General features: G+C 58.4%; 18 protein-coding genes and 1 tRNA gene. 3 read left to right on the plus strand and 16 right to left on the minus strand.

Annotation, left to right across the window (positions count from 1 at the left end; genetic code table 11):
- Positions 1-12 precede the first annotated feature (12 nt).
- The 3 genes from gcvT to ACP7D9_RS12275 all read left to right on the plus strand — a co-directional run bounded on the left by gcvT (position 13) and on the right by ACP7D9_RS12275 (position 2,338).
- A complete protein-coding gene (gene gcvT / locus ACP7D9_RS12265; RefSeq protein WP_426157665.1) occupies positions 13-1,137 on the plus strand; it encodes a glycine cleavage system aminomethyltransferase GcvT in 1,125 nt (374 codons plus the stop codon).
- Positions 1,138-1,540: 403 nt separating this feature from the next.
- Positions 1,541-1,753 (plus strand): cold-shock protein, encoded by a 213-nt coding sequence (locus ACP7D9_RS12270; RefSeq protein ID WP_003227496.1) that lies wholly within the window; start codon positions 1,541-1,543, stop codon positions 1,751-1,753.
- A 96-nt stretch (positions 1,754-1,849) separates the two neighbouring features.
- Positions 1,850-2,338 (plus strand): RDD family protein, encoded by a 489-nt coding sequence (locus ACP7D9_RS12275; protein WP_426157667.1) that lies wholly within the window; start codon positions 1,850-1,852, stop codon positions 2,336-2,338.
- A 132-nt stretch (positions 2,339-2,470) separates the two neighbouring features.
- Here ACP7D9_RS12275 and nadA read toward each other — a convergent pair whose 3' ends face one another.
- The 16 genes from nadA to aspS form a co-directional block, all read right to left on the minus strand.
- The gene (gene nadA / locus ACP7D9_RS12280) at positions 2,471-3,529 is read right to left on the minus strand and encodes a quinolinate synthase NadA (protein ID WP_426157669.1); all 1,059 of its coding nucleotides are present in this window, start codon (positions 3,527-3,529) and stop codon (positions 2,471-2,473) included.
- A gap of 270 nt (positions 3,530-3,799) precedes the next feature.
- Positions 3,800-3,875, minus strand: a tRNA-Lys gene (locus ACP7D9_RS12285).
- Between the two features lie 63 nt (positions 3,876-3,938).
- Positions 3,939-4,631, minus strand: a complete 693-nt coding sequence (gene queC, locus ACP7D9_RS12290) for a 7-cyano-7-deazaguanine synthase QueC (RefSeq protein ID WP_101155758.1) — start codon at positions 4,629-4,631, stop codon at positions 3,939-3,941.
- A 1-nt stretch (position 4,632) separates the two neighbouring features.
- Positions 4,633-5,280 (minus strand): 7-carboxy-7-deazaguanine synthase QueE, encoded by a 648-nt coding sequence (queE, locus tag ACP7D9_RS12295; protein WP_016770671.1) that lies wholly within the window; start codon positions 5,278-5,280, stop codon positions 4,633-4,635.
- A 167-nt stretch (positions 5,281-5,447) separates the two neighbouring features.
- Positions 5,448-6,281: a tol-pal system protein YbgF gene (ybgF, locus tag ACP7D9_RS12300; RefSeq protein WP_426157672.1), complete on the minus strand. Its 834-nt coding sequence runs from the start codon at positions 6,279-6,281 to the stop codon at positions 5,448-5,450.
- 6 nt (positions 6,282-6,287) lie between these two features.
- Positions 6,288-6,785 (minus strand): peptidoglycan-associated lipoprotein Pal, encoded by a 498-nt coding sequence (gene pal, locus ACP7D9_RS12305; RefSeq protein WP_003178634.1) that lies wholly within the window; start codon positions 6,783-6,785, stop codon positions 6,288-6,290.
- 52 nt (positions 6,786-6,837) lie between these two features.
- Complete coding sequence (gene tolB, locus ACP7D9_RS12310) at positions 6,838-8,118, minus strand: Tol-Pal system beta propeller repeat protein TolB (RefSeq protein WP_178081141.1); 1,281 nt, start codon at positions 8,116-8,118, stop codon at positions 6,838-6,840.
- Between the two features lie 17 nt (positions 8,119-8,135).
- On the minus strand, positions 8,136-9,212 hold the full coding sequence (gene tolA / locus ACP7D9_RS12315) for a cell envelope integrity protein TolA (RefSeq protein ID WP_101155750.1): 1,077 nt from the start codon (positions 9,210-9,212) through the stop codon (positions 8,136-8,138).
- Positions 9,212-9,664, minus strand: a complete 453-nt coding sequence (tolR, locus tag ACP7D9_RS12320; RefSeq protein WP_160767866.1) for a protein TolR — start codon at positions 9,662-9,664, stop codon at positions 9,212-9,214. The genes tolA and tolR overlap by 1 nt, the downstream gene beginning before the upstream one ends.
- Before the next feature lie 23 nt (positions 9,665-9,687).
- Positions 9,688-10,383 carry a protein TolQ gene (gene tolQ / locus ACP7D9_RS12325; RefSeq protein WP_008080223.1) on the minus strand — a complete coding sequence of 232 codons (696 nt, stop codon included), beginning with the start codon at positions 10,381-10,383 and terminating at the stop codon, positions 9,688-9,690.
- On the minus strand, positions 10,373-10,840 hold the full coding sequence (gene ybgC, locus ACP7D9_RS12330) for a tol-pal system-associated acyl-CoA thioesterase (RefSeq protein ID WP_426157675.1): 468 nt from the start codon (positions 10,838-10,840) through the stop codon (positions 10,373-10,375). The genes tolQ and ybgC overlap by 11 nt, the downstream gene beginning before the upstream one ends.
- A gap of 127 nt (positions 10,841-10,967) precedes the next feature.
- Positions 10,968-12,029, minus strand: a complete 1,062-nt coding sequence (gene ruvB / locus ACP7D9_RS12335; protein ID WP_101155746.1) for a Holliday junction branch migration DNA helicase RuvB — start codon at positions 12,027-12,029, stop codon at positions 10,968-10,970.
- The gene (gene ruvA / locus ACP7D9_RS12340) at positions 12,030-12,638 is read right to left on the minus strand and encodes a Holliday junction branch migration protein RuvA (RefSeq protein WP_426157678.1); all 609 of its coding nucleotides are present in this window, start codon (positions 12,636-12,638) and stop codon (positions 12,030-12,032) included.
- Between the two features lie 114 nt (positions 12,639-12,752).
- Complete coding sequence (ruvC, locus tag ACP7D9_RS12345) at positions 12,753-13,280, minus strand: crossover junction endodeoxyribonuclease RuvC (RefSeq protein WP_016773501.1); 528 nt, start codon at positions 13,278-13,280, stop codon at positions 12,753-12,755.
- 152 nt (positions 13,281-13,432) lie between these two features.
- A complete protein-coding gene (locus ACP7D9_RS12350; RefSeq protein WP_034153419.1) occupies positions 13,433-14,179 on the minus strand; it encodes a YebC/PmpR family DNA-binding transcriptional regulator in 747 nt (248 codons plus the stop codon).
- Between the two features lie 119 nt (positions 14,180-14,298).
- Positions 14,299-16,074, minus strand: a complete 1,776-nt coding sequence (gene aspS / locus ACP7D9_RS12355) for an aspartate--tRNA ligase (protein WP_064365013.1) — start codon at positions 16,072-16,074, stop codon at positions 14,299-14,301.
- Positions 16,075-16,084 lie beyond the last annotated feature (10 nt).

Raw genomic sequence — 16,084 nt, forward strand, 5'->3', positions numbered from 1 at the left:
AAGGAGTCCCGCATGACCACCGAACACCTGTCGAAAACCCCGCTGCACGCGCTGCACCTCGAACTCGGCGCACGCATGGTGCCGTTCGCCGGCTACGACATGCCCGTGCAATACCCGCTCGGCGTGATGAAAGAACACCAGCACACCCGCGAACAGGCCGGGTTGTTCGACGTCTCGCACATGGGCCAGATCCGCCTGACCGGCGCCGATGCTGCCAAAGCCCTGGAAACTCTGGTGCCTGTGGACATCATCGACCTGCCGGTAGGCATGCAGCGTTATGCGATGTTCACCAACGAAACCGGCGGCATTCTCGACGACCTGATGGTCGCCAACCTTGGCAACGACGAACTGTTCCTGGTGGTCAATGCCGCCTGCAAGGATCAGGATCTCGCGCATCTGCAACAACACATCGGCGATCAGTGCACCATTACGGCGCTGTTCGAAGAGCGCGCCCTGCTCGCCTTGCAAGGTCCGGCAGCCGTTACGGTGCTGGCGCGTCTTGCGCCGGACGTGGCGAAGATGACTTTTATGCAGTTCCAACGCGTGACGCTGCTCGGCGTTGATTGCTTTGTCAGTCGTTCGGGCTATACCGGTGAAGACGGCTTCGAAATCTCGGTACCGGCCGCTGAAGCGGAAAAACTCGCCCGAGCCTTGCTCGCCGAGTCAGAAGTTCAGGCCATCGGCCTCGGCGCCCGCGACTCGCTGCGTCTGGAAGCCGGTCTGTGCCTGTATGGCCATGACATGAACACCGAGACCACGCCGATCGAAGCCAGCCTGCTCTGGGCGATCTCCAGGCCACGCCGCGCCGACGGCGCCCGGCCCGGCGGCTTTCCGGGCGCAGAGCACATTTTCGCGCAGCAACAAAATGGCGTCGCACGCAAACGCGTCGGCTTGCTGCCACAGGAACGTACTCCAGTGCGCGAAGGTGCAGAGATCGTCAACGAAGATGGCGAAATCATCGGTAATGTCTGCAGTGGCGGCTTCGGTCCGACCTTGGGCGGGCCATTGGCGATGGGTTATCTCGACAGCGCTTACGTTGCGCTCGAAACACCAGTATGGGCCATCGTACGTGGGAAAAAGGTGCAAATGCTTGTAAGCAAAATGCCATTTGTTCCACAACGCTACTATCGCGGCTGATCGACTGTTTCTATAAGTAACGCGATTGCGTCATGCGTGCACTAATGTGTAACGCAATCGCCATAAAACAGTGCGCTTTTTAACATCTGTTTCGTATATGAACGTTGCTTATAACTTTTGAAAAAAATAGAACCCTACATTCATCTAAGAACGCACTAGTGAACTGACAAACTGCCATGAAGGGCAGTGAAACCGGGCCCTTCGCAGGGCTTGTTTTTTCTCCCGTAGTTGGCGTAGAGTTTGTCCACTGTGTTTGCATGGGTCAGCTTGGAATCGTGACCTGGGCAGTAGCCTACAAGTTAGCTACATCCCGCTCGACGTCTTCTTACTCCTTGCAACCAGCTCCAGTACTCTTTCATGTGAAAGGGGCTGTCATCAATTTATGCGTCAAAGGAAATAAGAAATGTCCACACGTCAGAGCGGTACCGTCAAGTGGTTTAACGACGAGAAAGGTTTTGGTTTTATCACTCCAGAAAGCGGTCCGGATCTGTTCGTACATTTCCGCGCCATTCAGGGCAACGGCTTCAAAAGCCTGAAAGAAGGCCAGAAAGTGACTTTCGTTGCTGTGCAAGGTCAGAAAGGCATGCAGGCTGACGAAGTACAAGCCGAAGCCTGATTTCTGCTACGAAAAAGCCCCTGATATTGATATCAGGGGCTTTTTTGTGCGCGCGAGTCCGTAAAATGCCATTTCCTTTCGCGCTCAGAGGCTGCCATGTCGAAAAACCTGCTCACCCCACAGGGCGACTTTCCTGCTGTTGGCCTCGGCCGCCGTCTGGCCGCGATGTTCTATGACTTTCTATTGTGTACCGCACTGCTGATCGTCACTGGCTTCGTTTACAAACTGATCCAGGCCGCGATCATTGGCGAAGAACGTCTGCGGGCGATGACCGATGCCGGCCAACTCGATGGCGACCCGCTCTACTCCACGGTGCTGCTGTTGGTGCTGTTCGGTTTCTTCGCCAAGTTCTGGACCCATGGCGGGCAGACACTCGGCATGCAGGTGTGGGGCATTCGCGTGCAGAACGCCAATGGCACGGCGATCAGCCTGTGGCAGGCGCTATTGCGCTTTATGGTGTCGATCGCGTCGTGGCTGTGCGCGGGGCTGGGGTTCTTCTGGTCGCTGTATGACAAGCAGAAGCGCACCTGGCATGACATCTATTCAGATACCCGCGTCGTGCGGATCCCGAAGAAGATTAAATAATTTCCAGACAGCGAATACCAATGTGGGAGCGGGCTTGCTCGCGAAGGCGCCGTATCAGTCATTTCAATGGTGACTGATACACCGCTTTCGCCAGCAGGCCCGCTCCCACATCTGATTTGCGTTGCCTGAAAATCAGGCGTTACCGGCCAGTTTCATCCGTGCTGCCTGGGTGAAATCCAGCATTCGCTTCAACGGTCGAATCGCCTGCGGAATCAACGCCGGGTCAACGAAGATCTCGTTCGTGCCTTCCTTCAAGCTCTTCAGCGTGCGCTCAAGGGTGTTCATGGCCATCCACGGGCAATGTGCGCAACTGCGGCATGCCGCGCCGTTACCGGCGGTCGGCGCCTCGATGAAGATCTTGTCCGGGCACAACTGCTGCATCTTGTAGAAGATGCCACGGTCGGTTGCGACGATCAGGGTCTTGTTCGGCAGGCTTTGCGCGGCGGCAATCAACTGACTGGTCGAGCCGACGGCATCGGCCAGTTCGATCACCGAAGTCGGCGACTCCGGGTGCACCAGAATCGCCGCGTCCGGGTACAGCGCTTTCATGTCTTCAAGCTGCTTGGACTTGAACTCTTCGTGAACGATGCAGGCACCGTCCCACAGCAGCATGTCGGCGCCGGTCTTGCGCTGAATGTAGGTGCCGAGGTGCTTGTCCGGCCCCCATATAATCGTCTCGCCGTTGTCCATCAGGCTTTCGACGATTTCCAGCGCGCAACTCGAAGTCACCACCCAGTCGGCACGCGCCTTTACCGCTGCAGAGGTGTTGGCGTAGACCACCACGGTACGCTCCGGATGCTGATCGCAGAACGCCGAGAACTCGTCGACCGGGCAACCAAGGTCCAGCGAGCAGGTTGCCTCCAGCGTTGGCATCAGCACGCGTTTTTCCGGGTTGAGAATTTTTGCCGTCTCGCCCATGAACTTCACGCCGGCGACCACTACGGTCTTGGCCGGATGGGCATTGCCGAAGCGAGCCATTTCAAGGGAATCGGAAACACAGCCGCCGGTTTCTTCGGCCAAGGCCTGAATCACCGGATCGCAATAGAAGTGGGCCACAAGCACCGCGTCCTGAGCCTTGAGCTCGGCGGCGATGGCGGAACGGTAGTAGGCCTCCTCCTCTGCCGTCAGCGGTTTGGGCTGTTTGGCATCGAGGTGGGCTTGAACCAGAAGGCGTTCGGAAATCTGCGTCATGTTCGCAAGACCTGCAGGCGCATTCGCGCGAAAGTCGAGTATACACCCGGCTCCGGACCGCTAGAGGGTACCGCCGGGAGAGTGAGTATCATCAGGCACGGACAGCGTTGAAGTTGCGCAAGGCTACAGAATATCCCGTTGATACAAAAGATGATTCTGACCTGTGTCAGGTTGGGCGACGGAGAAAAACGGAGGTCAGAATTGCAGGCAAAAAAAAACCCGGAAATCCTCACTTTCGTGGGCCTTCCGGATTTTCTAAACCGCCAAATATGGTGGGTCGTGTGGGATTCGAACCTACGACCAATTGGTTAAAAGCCAACTGCTCTACCAACTGAGCTAACGACCCGCTGTGTGGTGGCGCGTATAATACTGATTTTTAAGGACTATTCAACACCTTTTTTGAAAAATATCAAAAATAAGGAGTTGGATCGCTCACACCCGCCGCCGCAAAGCCTTCAGCACGCAGGCGGCAGCTGTCGCATTTGCCGCAAGCGCGGCCGTCATCGTCTGCCTGATAGCAGGAAACAGTCAGGCCATAATCAACGCCGAGCTTCACGCCGGCCTGGACGATCTGCGCCTTGCTCAGGTTCTGCAGTGGCGCCTGAATGCGGAAGCCGTTGCCTTCAACGCCCGCCTTGGTTGCCAGATTGGCCATGCGCTCGAACGACTCGATGAACTCCGGGCGGCAATCCGGGTAACCGGAATAATCCACCGCATTCACGCCAATAAAGATATCCCGTGCGCCGAGCACTTCCGCCCAACCCAATGCCAACGACAGGAACACAGTGTTGCGCGCCGGCACGTAAGTCACCGGAATGCCTTCGCCCAGCTCTTCCGGAATATCGATGCTGGTGTCGGTCAGCGCCGAGCCGCCCATGCCATTGAGATTCAGCCCGATAACCTTGTGCTCGACCACACCCAGATCGCGCGCAACGCGGGCGGCGGCGTGCAATTCGGCATGCGAGCGCTGGCCGTAATCGAAGCTCATGGTGTAGCAGGCGTAGCCTTCAGCGCGAGCCATCGCCACGACAGTCGCCGAGTCGAGGCCGCCGGACAGCAGGATGACTGCGCGTTTTTCGGTAGTGTTCAGTAGTTGATTCATTTCAGCGTCCTGGCTCGTCGTTCCAAAGATATTTATGCAGCTGCAATTGCAGGCGTACCGGCAGATTGTCCGCCACCACCCAGTCAGCCAGCTCCCGAGCATTCAGGTCGTGGTGACTTGGCGAAAACAGCACTTCGCCGGCGCGCTGATCGAGACCGTACTGGATCAGCTTGGAAACCGCCCAGTCATAGTCCTCGCGCGAGCAGATGACAAACTTCACCTGATCGTTGCGGGTCAGCAGTTCGATGTTCTCGTAACGGTTGCGATGAGCTTCTTTCGAGCCCGGCGTTTTCAGATCGACTACGCGACTGACTCGCGGATCGACGGCCGAAACGTCGAGGGCGCCGCTGGTTTCCAGCGAGACCTCGTATCCGGCATCACATAACCGTTCAAGCAAAGGGATGGCGTTCGGCTGGGCCAGCGGCTCACCGCCGGTGACACAGACGTAGCGCGGACGATATCCGGCCACTTGCTCAAGAATATCGTCGAGGGTGCGCACGGTGCCGCCGCTGAACGCATAAGCGCTGTCGCAGTATTGGCAACGCAACGGGCAACCGGTCAGGCGCACGAAAACTGTGGGCAGCCCGGCAGTCCGAGTTTCCCCCTGCAACGAGTAGAAAACTTCGGTGATTCTCAATGTGTCTTGCATAGTCGCCACGGGCGTAACAGCTAAACAGGCTGTCCGCCTCCGTCAGGCACTTCAGGCAATCCCGCCAACGCGTAGACCGCAAGAAGCGTGTTTCAGAAAAAGGGCGTGAATTCTAACGAAAAAACCCGCGACTAGCGCGGGTTTCTTCAAAACACGGATAAACAGGCTTACATACGCTGCAGATCACGCTGAGCCAGCTGTGCGGCGGACGTACCCGGATATTGGGACACCACCTGCTGCAGAATGCCTTTGACCTTGTCGGTGTGACCGAGGCGGCGTTCTACGTCAGCCAGTTTGTACAGCGAGTCCGGCACTTTGTTGTGCTTGGGATACAGCTGCGAAACCTTGGCAAAGGCCTGACCCGCACCTTGCAGATCACCTTTGGCCAGATTCACTTCGCCGAGCCAGTACTGGGCGTTGCCCGCATATTGGCTATTCGGGTATTTGCGCAGGAAAGCCGCGAAGGCCTGGCTGGCCTTGTCGAAATCCTTGGCTTTGATCAGGTCGAAAGCGGCATCGTAATACAGCTTTTCCTTGGCCGGATCAGCCGGTTCGCTACCCGCAGCAGGGGCTTGGGACGCCGAAGCGGCACCTGCGGCAGCACCGGCAGCAGCACTTGCATCGCCACCGGCAGAAGAATTCTCGGGAGTCGCGGCTGGTGCAACGCCGGATCCTATGCGCCGATCAAGATCCTGGTATCGCTCCAGGGATTCCTGCTTCATGCGCGCAACCTGATTCTGCAGTTCTTCGATCACGCCCTGTTGGCGCGAGATCTGATCCTGCATCTGTTGCAATTGGTTGAACAGCATGCCTTGTGCCGAGGCAGGGGCCGAAGCCGCTCCCCCGGCATAGGCGCCGTTCGTACCGTAACCCGCAGGCGGATAACTGCTCCCGCTATTGTTATAACCGGAGTTGTCATCGACCACAGGAACCGCAGCCCACGCCGCAAGCGGCGCGAGGCTGAGAGCCAGAACAGTTACAGCACGACGGCACGTTCGCATATCGAATTACTTACGCAGTTCGACGCGACGGTTCTGGGCCCAGGACTGCTCGTCGTTGCCGGTAGCAACTGGACGCTCTTCGCCGTAGGAAACCAGTTCCAGCTGAGCTGGGGAAACACCTTGCAGTACCAGGTAGCGCTGAACGGCTTTCGCACGACGCTCGCCCAGTGCCATGTTGTACTCACGAGTACCACGTTCGTCGGTGTTGCCTTCCAGAACAACGCGAGCGCCGTTTGCTTTCAGGTCTTTGGCGTGAACGTCCAGAGCGCGCATGGCTTCTGGCTTCAGGTCCGAGCTGTCGTATTCGAAGTAGAAGGTGGTGATTGCGCGCAGAGCAGCTTCTTCGCTCAGGGAACCGTCAACGGCACCAGTGTTTGCGCCGTAACCAGCGTTTGGATCAACAGCGCCTTCACCGGCGTTGTCGCCGCCTTTGGACGAGCAACCTACAGCTACAGCCATGGCCAGAGCCAGCGCAGCAAATTTACCAAACTTCAGCATTTCCATCGTGAAACTCCTAATGAACCCCAGTGTGTTAAGTAAAACGTGTAGCGCCCGCTCACTTCAGGTAAGGGGACCAGGACGGTTCTCTGACTTCGCCTTGAGCGGTAGGAAGCGGGAGCCTCACGCGTCCATTAATGGACACGAGCATCAAGACTCCCCGGCCCTGTTGGCGGGTGGCGTAGATTACCATGGTGCCGTTGGGCGCAACAGTAGGCGACTCGTCCAGAGTGCTATCAGTGAGGATCTTTACACTACCCCGCTGCAGATCCTGAGCTGCCACCTTGAAATTGGTGAAGCCATCCTGACGATGAATCATCACCAAAGTCTTTTCATCAGCCGACAGTTTCGGGTTGGCGTTGTAGTTGCCAACGAACGTCACACGTTCGGCACCACCGCCACTGGCGCTGGTTTTATAGATCTGCGGCTTGCCGCCACGGTCCGAGGTGAAGTAAATGGTCGAACCATCCTTGCCCCAGAACGGCTCGGTGTTGATGCCAGGGCCAGAGGTCACACGGGTAATCTGACGCGAACCGAGGTTCATTACGTAGATGTCCGGGTTACCGTCTTTCGACAGCACGAACGCCAGGCGGTTACCATCCGGCGACCAGGCTGGCGCGCCATTGAGGCCTTCGAAGTTGGTGATCTGCTCGCGGCGACCGGTGTCGATGTTCTGCATGAAGATGCGCGGACGCTTCTGTTCGAACGACACGTAGGCAATTCGCTTGCCATCCGGTGCGAAACGCGGCGACAGGATCGGCTCGCGCGATTGCAGCAGAGTTACTGCACGCGCGCCGTCATAGTCGGAGCGTTGCAGGGTGTATCGGGTGTTTTTCTCGGAGAAACGCTCAGCCGTTACGTACAGCAGGCGAGTCGAGAAAGCTCCTTCAATACCGGTCAGCTTCTGAAACGACTGATCGGAAATGAAGTGCGCCATATCGCGAATCTGGTCGGTAGTACCGGAAACACTGCCGTCGGCCACTTTCTGTTCGGTGGCAACGTTGAACAGTGCCCACTGCACCTGCAGGCGACCGCCTGCCGGAGCGATGCTGCCGACCATCATGTACTGGGCCCCGACCGCCTTCCAGTCACGGAAGATGATTTCGCTCGGCTGGCTTGGCTGGCTGATCATGTTGGCTTTTGGAATCGGCGAGTAATAGCCAGAGTTGCGCAAATCGTTACCGATGATTTCCGCCATATCGTCAGGCAGCACCGCGCCGCCCTGCATGCCGAACGGTACGACCGCGATCGGAGTAGCCCGATCGCTACCGCTGGTGACCAGAATGTTCTTTTCATCTGCCGCCGCGATCCCTGCCATGCAGCAGATCACGACCAGCATTCCTCGAAGAAGGTTTCTCACAAGGCTAGATCCTCAGGTGTGAATGTCATCTTGAATGAACGATACGGAGCGAAATCGCTCGGCTTCATTCCCTGCATTTCTGTCAAACGTCCAATATTCTTCACTGCCGCAACTGCCGAGGCATCGAACGGACCGTCACCACTGGACTTGGCCACGGTGACCGAAGTCACCGTACCGTCCGGCAACATGCCGATTTGCAGCACGACCGTCATGCCTTTGCGCGCCGAAGGAGGACGAGCCCAGCCTTCTGCTGCGCGAGCGCGAATCAGGTCATCGAAACTGCCGGCGACTTCGTCACCCTGCTCATCGGCCAAGGCCTGCTGGCGCTGCGGCGTGTCGGAAAGCAGATCTGCCAGGGCCTGAGCCTTTTTGTCTTCAGCGGATTTACGTGCCGCTTCCTGCGCTTTCTTCTTCGCAGCATCGGCGGCAGCTTTCTTCTTCGCGTCTTCGGCGACTTTCTTCTTCGCCTCTTCAGCTTCAGCTTTCTTCTTGGCGTCTTCGGCGGCTTTCTTTTTCGCGTCTTCGACGATCTTTTTCTTGGCTTCTTCGGCAGCGGCTTTCTTCGCCTCTTCCTCAGCAGCCTTTTTCGCTTCGTCTTCAGCCTTCTTCTTGGCTATATCAGCCAATTGTTTCTCTTCGGCCTTTTTCGCTTCGGCTTTCTTCGCGTCGTCGGCTTTTTTCGCTTCATCAGCCTTTTTCGCTTCGTCCGCTTTTTTCGCCTCGTCGGCCTTCTTGGCCTCCTCGGCCTTTTGAGCCGCGTCCTCTTTCTTTTGTTCCGCCGCCTTCACCGCTTCCTGCTCGATCTTTTTCTGTTCCATCTGTTCGACTTCGGTCTGGCGCGCGGCGGATTTCTTCGCCTCACCCGCAATCTTCTGATTGGTCTGGGTGGTTGCCTGACTTTTAGATTTCAGCTGATACAGAGTCGCCTGGACAATCGGCTTGGCCGGCGGCAGTTCGGGCGTAAAGGCAAAACTGACGAACAGCATGCCGAACACGAGCACGTGCAGGACAATCGCCAGAACACTGGGCCAGAAGTAGCTTTCCGAGGCGGACGGCTCTCGCTGTTGCTGCATCAGGGGGCCTCGGTTATCAGACCAACGTTACCGACCCCGGCTTTCTGCAACCCGCCCATGGCACCCATGACGGCGCCGTAGTCGACAGTCTTGTCGCCACGAATGAACACCTGGGTGCGTTTGCCGCCCTCGGTGCCGGCGCGAATGATCTTGGTCACCGCGTCGGTCATTTGCGGCAGGGTCATGGCCCTGTCCTGTTGCTTCTCGGTGTCGACTTCGCTGCCAAGGTTCCAGTAGTAGGTCTTGTCAGCCTTGATCGAAATGGTCAGGACCTGGGTGTTGTTGTCCTGCGGCAAGGCTTCGCTGGAAACCTTGGGCAGATCAACTTTCACGCCCTGATTGAGCATCGGCGCGGTCACCATGAAGATGACCAGCAGCACCAACATCACGTCGATGTAGGGCACTACGTTCATCTCGGCGACCGGCTTGCGCTTTTTGCGAGCTCGAGCGATTAAAGCCATCGGGAAATACCTGCTTATTCTTCGCTGGTGTGCACTTTGCGGTGCAGGATCGCCTGGAATTCATCGGCGAAGGTGTAGTAGCGGCCCAGCAAGGTTTCGCTGCGGGCAGCAAAACGGTTGTAAGCGATGACCGCCGGGATCGCGGCGAACAGGCCGATCGCGGTGGCGATCAGGGCTTCGGCGATACCTGGAGCAACGGTGGCGAGGGTCGCTTGCTGAGCGCTGGCCAGACCGCGGAAGGAGTTCATGATCCCCCAGACGGTACCGAACAGACCAATGTACGGGCTGACCGAACCAACAGTGGCGAGGAACGGCAGGCTCTGCTCGAGCTTTTCTTCTTCACGCGAAATGGCCACGCGCATGGCACGGGCCACACCTTCCATTACCGCTTCAGGATCGACGCCTGGCTGCTGGCGCAGGCGGGAGAATTCCTTGAAACCGGCGCGGAAGATCTGCTCCACGCCCGAATCCGGATCAGGATTGCTGCCAGCCTGACGGTACAGTTTGGAAAGATCGATACCCGACCAGAAGCGCTCTTCGAAGCTCTCCAGGGCGCGTCGACCGGCACGCAGCAAGTTGCTGCGCTGAAAAATCATGATCCATGAGGTCACCGATGCGGCCACCAGGGTCAACATTACCAACTGCACCACGATGCTGGCATTGCTGACCAGGCTCCACATGGAGGAATGGTCGACGACGTTAGCTTCCACGCTTTATCTCCTGCTTTGAGTGTGTACCCGGGCCGACCGCGTCGGCGAAGGCCGCACGCAGGTCTTCGGGAAGGGCCCGGGGTTTCAAACTGTCGGTGCGCACGCAGGCCACCAAAAACTGCCCTTCGCAGAGCAGCACATTATCCGTGGCCCGCCTGACCTGCTGTCTGAAGCGCAGGCTGGCACGGTTCAATTCGGTTACATCAGCGCTTACCAGCAGTTCGTCGTCCAGTCGCGCCGGCGCGTGGTAGCGCGCTTCGCTGGAATGCACGACGAACAACAGGTCCTCTCCGGCAAGCGCAGATTGGGCAAAGCCCAGTTCCCGTAGCCGTTCGGTTCGAGCCCGTTCCATAAACTTGAGGTAATTAACGTAATACACGATGCCGCCCGCGTCGGTGTCCTCGTAATAAACGCGACAACGATGTGCGAACGGCTCAAGCCCGTTTTGCGCGCGCATACTCTAGTGCTTACTCCTCAGGTTGCCAATCCGGCCAGGCAACTGTTTTTCGTGGTTTCAGAGCTTTACCGCAAAAGTACCGTCGTCTGACAATACAAACCCTGAATAAATCACCAACAAATGTGTATCAATCGTCTGCGGCATCAAGAAAATCGTCTGCCAAGGGCATTTCGCCCATTCGTGACGGAATGTTTAAACCGAAATGCAGATACGCATGTCGGGTCACTACCCTGCCCCGTGGCGTGCGCATGATGTAGCCCTGCTGGATCAGATATGGCTCGAGCACGTCTTCAATGGTGTGGCGTTCTTCGCTGATCGCCGCTGCAAGACTGTCGATACCTACCGGACCGCCGTCGAACTTCTCAATCATGGTCAGCAGCAGACGTCGGTCCTGGTGATCGAAACCGTGTTCGTCGACATCCAGCAGGTTCAGCGCCAGATCCGCTACCGACTTGGTGATATGTCCCTTGGCGCGGACTTCGGCGAAGTCGCGGACTCGACGCAGCAAACGGTTGGCTATTCGCGGAGTGCCACGGGCGCGCCGGGCAATTTCGAACGAACCCTCCGGATCCAGAGGCAGACCGAGAATGGCCGCCGAACGACTGACAATCGTTGCCAGATCCGCAGTGCTGTAAAACTCCAGGCGCTGGACGATACCGAAGCGATCACGCAGCGGATTGGTCAGCATGCCGGCGCGGGTGGTCGCACCGACCAGAGTGAACGGTGGCAGATCCAGTTTGATGGAACGCGCCGCCGGCCCTTCGCCGATCATGATGTCGAGCTGGAAATCTTCCATTGCCGGGTACAACACTTCTTCAACGATTGGCGACAGACGATGAATTTCGTCGATGAACAGCACGTCGTGCGGCTCAAGATTGGTCAGCAACGCGGCCAGATCACCCGGGCGTTCCAGCACAGGCCCCGAGGTGCTCTTGATCGACACGCCCATTTCCTGGGCAATGATGTTCGCCAACGTAGTCTTGCCCAGCCCCGGAGGGCCGAAAATCAAGGTGTGATCGAGGGATTCACTACGGCCACGGGCAGCCTGAATAAACAGTTCCATCTGCTCGCGCACGGTCGGCTGGCCAATGTAGTCGGCCAGACTGACCGGACGAATCGCCCGGTCCTGGACTTCTTCGCGCTCACGCGGGCTGTGCGCGGCGGCGATCAGACGATCAGCTTCAATCACTTAAATCATTCCCTTCAGAGCGCGGCGGATCAGGTCTTCACTGCTCAGGTTCTTGTCTTTGATCGCGGAAATCGCCTTGCTCGCTTCCTGCGGCTTGTAGCCCAGGGAGATCAATGCGCTGACCGCATCGGTCTCGGCGCTGCTGACCGGCGCCGGGCCGTCGGGCTGATTCGGCACCAGCGCGAACATTGCCGGGGAAGTTTCCCAGGCCTTGAAGCGATCTTTCAATTCGACCAGCAAACGCTCGGCGGTCTTCTTGCCAACCCCCGGCACTTTGGTCAAGGCCGAAGTATCCTGCGACTGCACGCAACGCACCAATTCGTCAACTTCCAGGCTCGACATCAGCGCCAGCGCCAGTTTCGGCCCGACACCGTTGAGACGGATCAGCTCGCGAAAAAAGTCTCGCTCACGCTTGCCGGCAAAACCATAGAGCAATTGCGCGTCTTCGCGTACGACCAAATGGGTGTGCAGGGTCAGCGGTTCACCGACCGACGGCAGACGATAAAGGGTGGTCATCGGCACTTCCACCTCATAGCCGAGGCCGTTTACATCGAGAATCAGGTGCGGCGGCTGTTTCTCAGCCAGGGTGCCGCGCAAGCGTCCAATCACGTTTTGAATCCTTGAGCGCTGGCCAGCCGTGGGCTGGCGACGAGTGAAGGTGGCTTGCGCGCCGGCAACACAGGCACCGCAACGTCACTTTCAGGAAAATTGATGCTGATGCTATCAGAGACGCAGGCGCCCGCCACGACTGCGTGCGGTTCCCAGACCGTGCGGCAGCAGACTTGAACGTGTGTGCGCATGGCAAATGGCGATAGCCAGGGCGTCGGAGGCGTCGATCTGCGGTTTGCTGGTCAGCTTCAGCATGTGCATGACCATCATCTGCACCTGCTCCTTATTGGCCGCACCGGTGCCGACCACCGCTTGTTTGACTTGCGTGGCGGTGTACTCGGCGATTTCCAGACACTCTTCAGCGCCGGCAACAATCGCAGCGCCGCGCGCCTGACCGAGTTTGAGCGCCGAGTCGGCGTTTTTTGCCATGAACACCTTTTCGATGCCCATGGTCACCGGGCCGTAGGTCTTGATGATCTCGCGCACGCCGCGATAGACGATTTGCAGGCGCTCATGCAGCTCGCCGGAGCCGGTGCGAATGCAGCCCGAGGCCACGTAGATGCAGCCGCCACGCCCGGTATCGCGGACGATCCCGTAACCGGTAATGCGCGAACCGGGGTCGATACCAAGAATTAGAGTCATAACGCCTGCAGTAAGAGCAAAAAAATTCAGAACAGCGAATTACCAATGTGGGAGCGGGCTTGCTCGCGAAAGCGGAGTGTCATCCAGCAACGCTGTTGCTGATACTCCGCCTTCGCGAGCAAGCCCGCTCCCACATTCAATCGTAGTCGCTCCTAGCCCAGCTGAGCAGCGACGTCTTCCGGAATGTCCGCGTTGGAATACACGTTCTGCACGTCATCCAGGTCTTCAAGCATGTCGATCAGCTTGAGCACCTTCTCCGCACCTTCCAGATCCAGTTCGGCGCTGGTGGTCGGCTGCATGACGATTTCCGCGTCGTCGCCCTTGAACCCGGCCGCTTCCAGCGCGTTGCGCACTGCATAGAAACTGGTGAACGAGGTGAACACGTCGATCGAACCGTCTTCATGGGTGACCACGTCATCGGCATCGGCTTCCAGCGCCGCTTCGGTCAGCGCGTCTTCATCGACGCCCGGCGCGAAGCTGATCTGGCCCTTGCGTTCGAACAGGTAGGCCACCGAACCGTCGGTGCCGAGGTTGCCGCCGCACTTGCTGAACGCGTGACGCACAGCCGCAGCGGTGCGGTTGCGATTGTCGGTCATGCACTCAACCATCACCGCCACGCCGCCCGGGCCGTAGCCTTCGTAGGTCAGTTCTTCAACGTTGTCCGCTTCGGTTGCACCGGCGCCGCGCGCAACGGCGCGATCAATGATGTCGCGACTCATGTTGGCGCTCAACGCCTTGTCCAGGGCCAGACGCAGACGCGGGTTGGAACCCGGATCACCGCCACCCTGACGCGCCGCAACGGTCAGTTCACGGATCCACTTGGTGAAGATCTTGCCCCTCTTGGCATCCTGACGTTCTTTGCGGTGCTTGATGTTTGCCCACTTGGAATGACCTGCCATAACTTGCTCCGAATGCTCTTTGAAACCTTGCCCGCCCTGCGGGTGCAGCGACCGGCAATTGAAAAATTCGACCTGAGAAAGAAAAAAGGCGCATCCGAAGATGCGCCTTCAGGCCCGTCTTACTCAGCCTTTGGCGTTTCGCGCAGGCGAATGTGCAGCTCGCGCAATGCCTTGGCATCCACTACGCCCGGAGCCTGCGTCATCACGTCGGCAGCACTCTGGGTTTTCGGGAAGGCGATCACTTCACGGATCGACTGGGCGCCAGTCATCAGCATCACCAGACGGTCCAGACCGAAAGCCAGACCACCGTGCGGCGGTGCGCCGTACTTCAGCGCGTCGAGCAGGAAGCCGAACTTCTCTTCCTGTTCCGCTTCGTTGATGCCCAGCAGGCGGAATACCGCTTGCTGCATTTCCTTGCGGTGAATACGGATCGAACCGCCGCCCAACTCGGTGCCGTTCAACACCATGTCGTACGCACGAGACAGTGCGCCGGCCGGGTTGGCTTCAAGCTCTTGCGGGGTGCACTTCGGTGCGGTGAACGGGTGGTGCAGCGCGGAGAAGCTGCCGTCGTCGTTTTCTTCGAACATCGGGAAGTCGACGACCCACATTGGCGCCCACTCGCAGGTCAGCAGCTTGAGGTCGTGACCGAGCTTGATGCGCAGCGCGCCCAGGGCTTCGCTGACGATCTTGGCTTTGTCGGCACCGAAGAACACGATGTCGCCATCGACCGCGCCAACGCGATCGAGGATCACGTTGAGCTTGTCTTCCGGGATGTTCTTCACGATCGGCGATTGCAGGCCTTCAACACCGGCAGCGCGCTCGTTGACCTTGATGTACGCCAGGCCCTTGGCACCGTAGATGCCGACAAACTTGGTGTAATCGTCGATCTGCTTGCGCGGCATGCTCGCCCCGCCAGGTACGCGCAGTGCGGCGATACGGCATTTCGGATCGTTGGCCGGGCCGCTGAACACTTTGAAATCGACTTCTTTCAACTGGTCGGCAACGTCGACCAGCTCCAGCGGAATGCGCAGGTCCGGCTTGTCCGAACCGTAGCGGCGCATAGCCTCTTCGAAGGTCATGTGCGGGAATTCGCCGAATTCCAGATCCAGCACTTCCTTGAACAGGTTACGGATCATCTGCTCGGTCAGGCCCATGATCTCTTTTTCATCGAGGAAACTGGTCTCGATGTCGATCTGGGTGAATTCCGGCTGACGGTCGGCACGCAGGTCTTCGTCACGGAAGCACTTGGCGATCTGGTAGTAACGGTCGAAGCCGGCAACCATCAGCAGTTGCTTGAACAGCTGCGGCGATTGCGGCAGCGCGAAGAACGAACCGGCGTGGGTACGGCTCGGCACCAGATAGTCACGCGCACCCTCAGGGGTGGCACGGGTCAGGATCGGCGTTTCGACGTCGAGGAAACCGTTCTCGTCGAGGAAGCGACGGATGCTGGTGGTCATGCGCGAACGTAGACGCAGCTTCTCGGCCATTTCCGGACGACGCAGGTCGAGGAAGCGATAACGCAGGCGGGTTTCTTCGCCGACGTCGGAGAACTCGTTGAGCGGGAACGGCGGGGTTTCCGACTCGTTCAGCACTTCGAGCTCGTAACCCAGCACTTCAATCATGCCCGACGCCATGTTGGCATTGGTCGCACCGGCCGGACGCAGACGCACCTTGCCGGTGATCTTCACCACGTATTCGCTGCGCACGCGATCGGCGGCGGCGAAGCTCTCGGCGCGATCCGGATCGAATACCACCTGGGCCAGACCATCACGATCACGGATATCGAGGAAAATCACCCCGCCGTGGTCGCGACGACGGTGAACCCATCCGCAAAGGGTAATTTCCTGGCCTTCCAGGCTTTCGTTCAGTTGGCCGCAATAGTGGCTGCGCATCATGGTGTCGTTC

Source organism: Pseudomonas sp. TSRC2-2, assembly GCF_049897785.1.
Taxonomy (GTDB): Bacteria; Pseudomonadota; Gammaproteobacteria; order Pseudomonadales; family Pseudomonadaceae; genus Aquipseudomonas.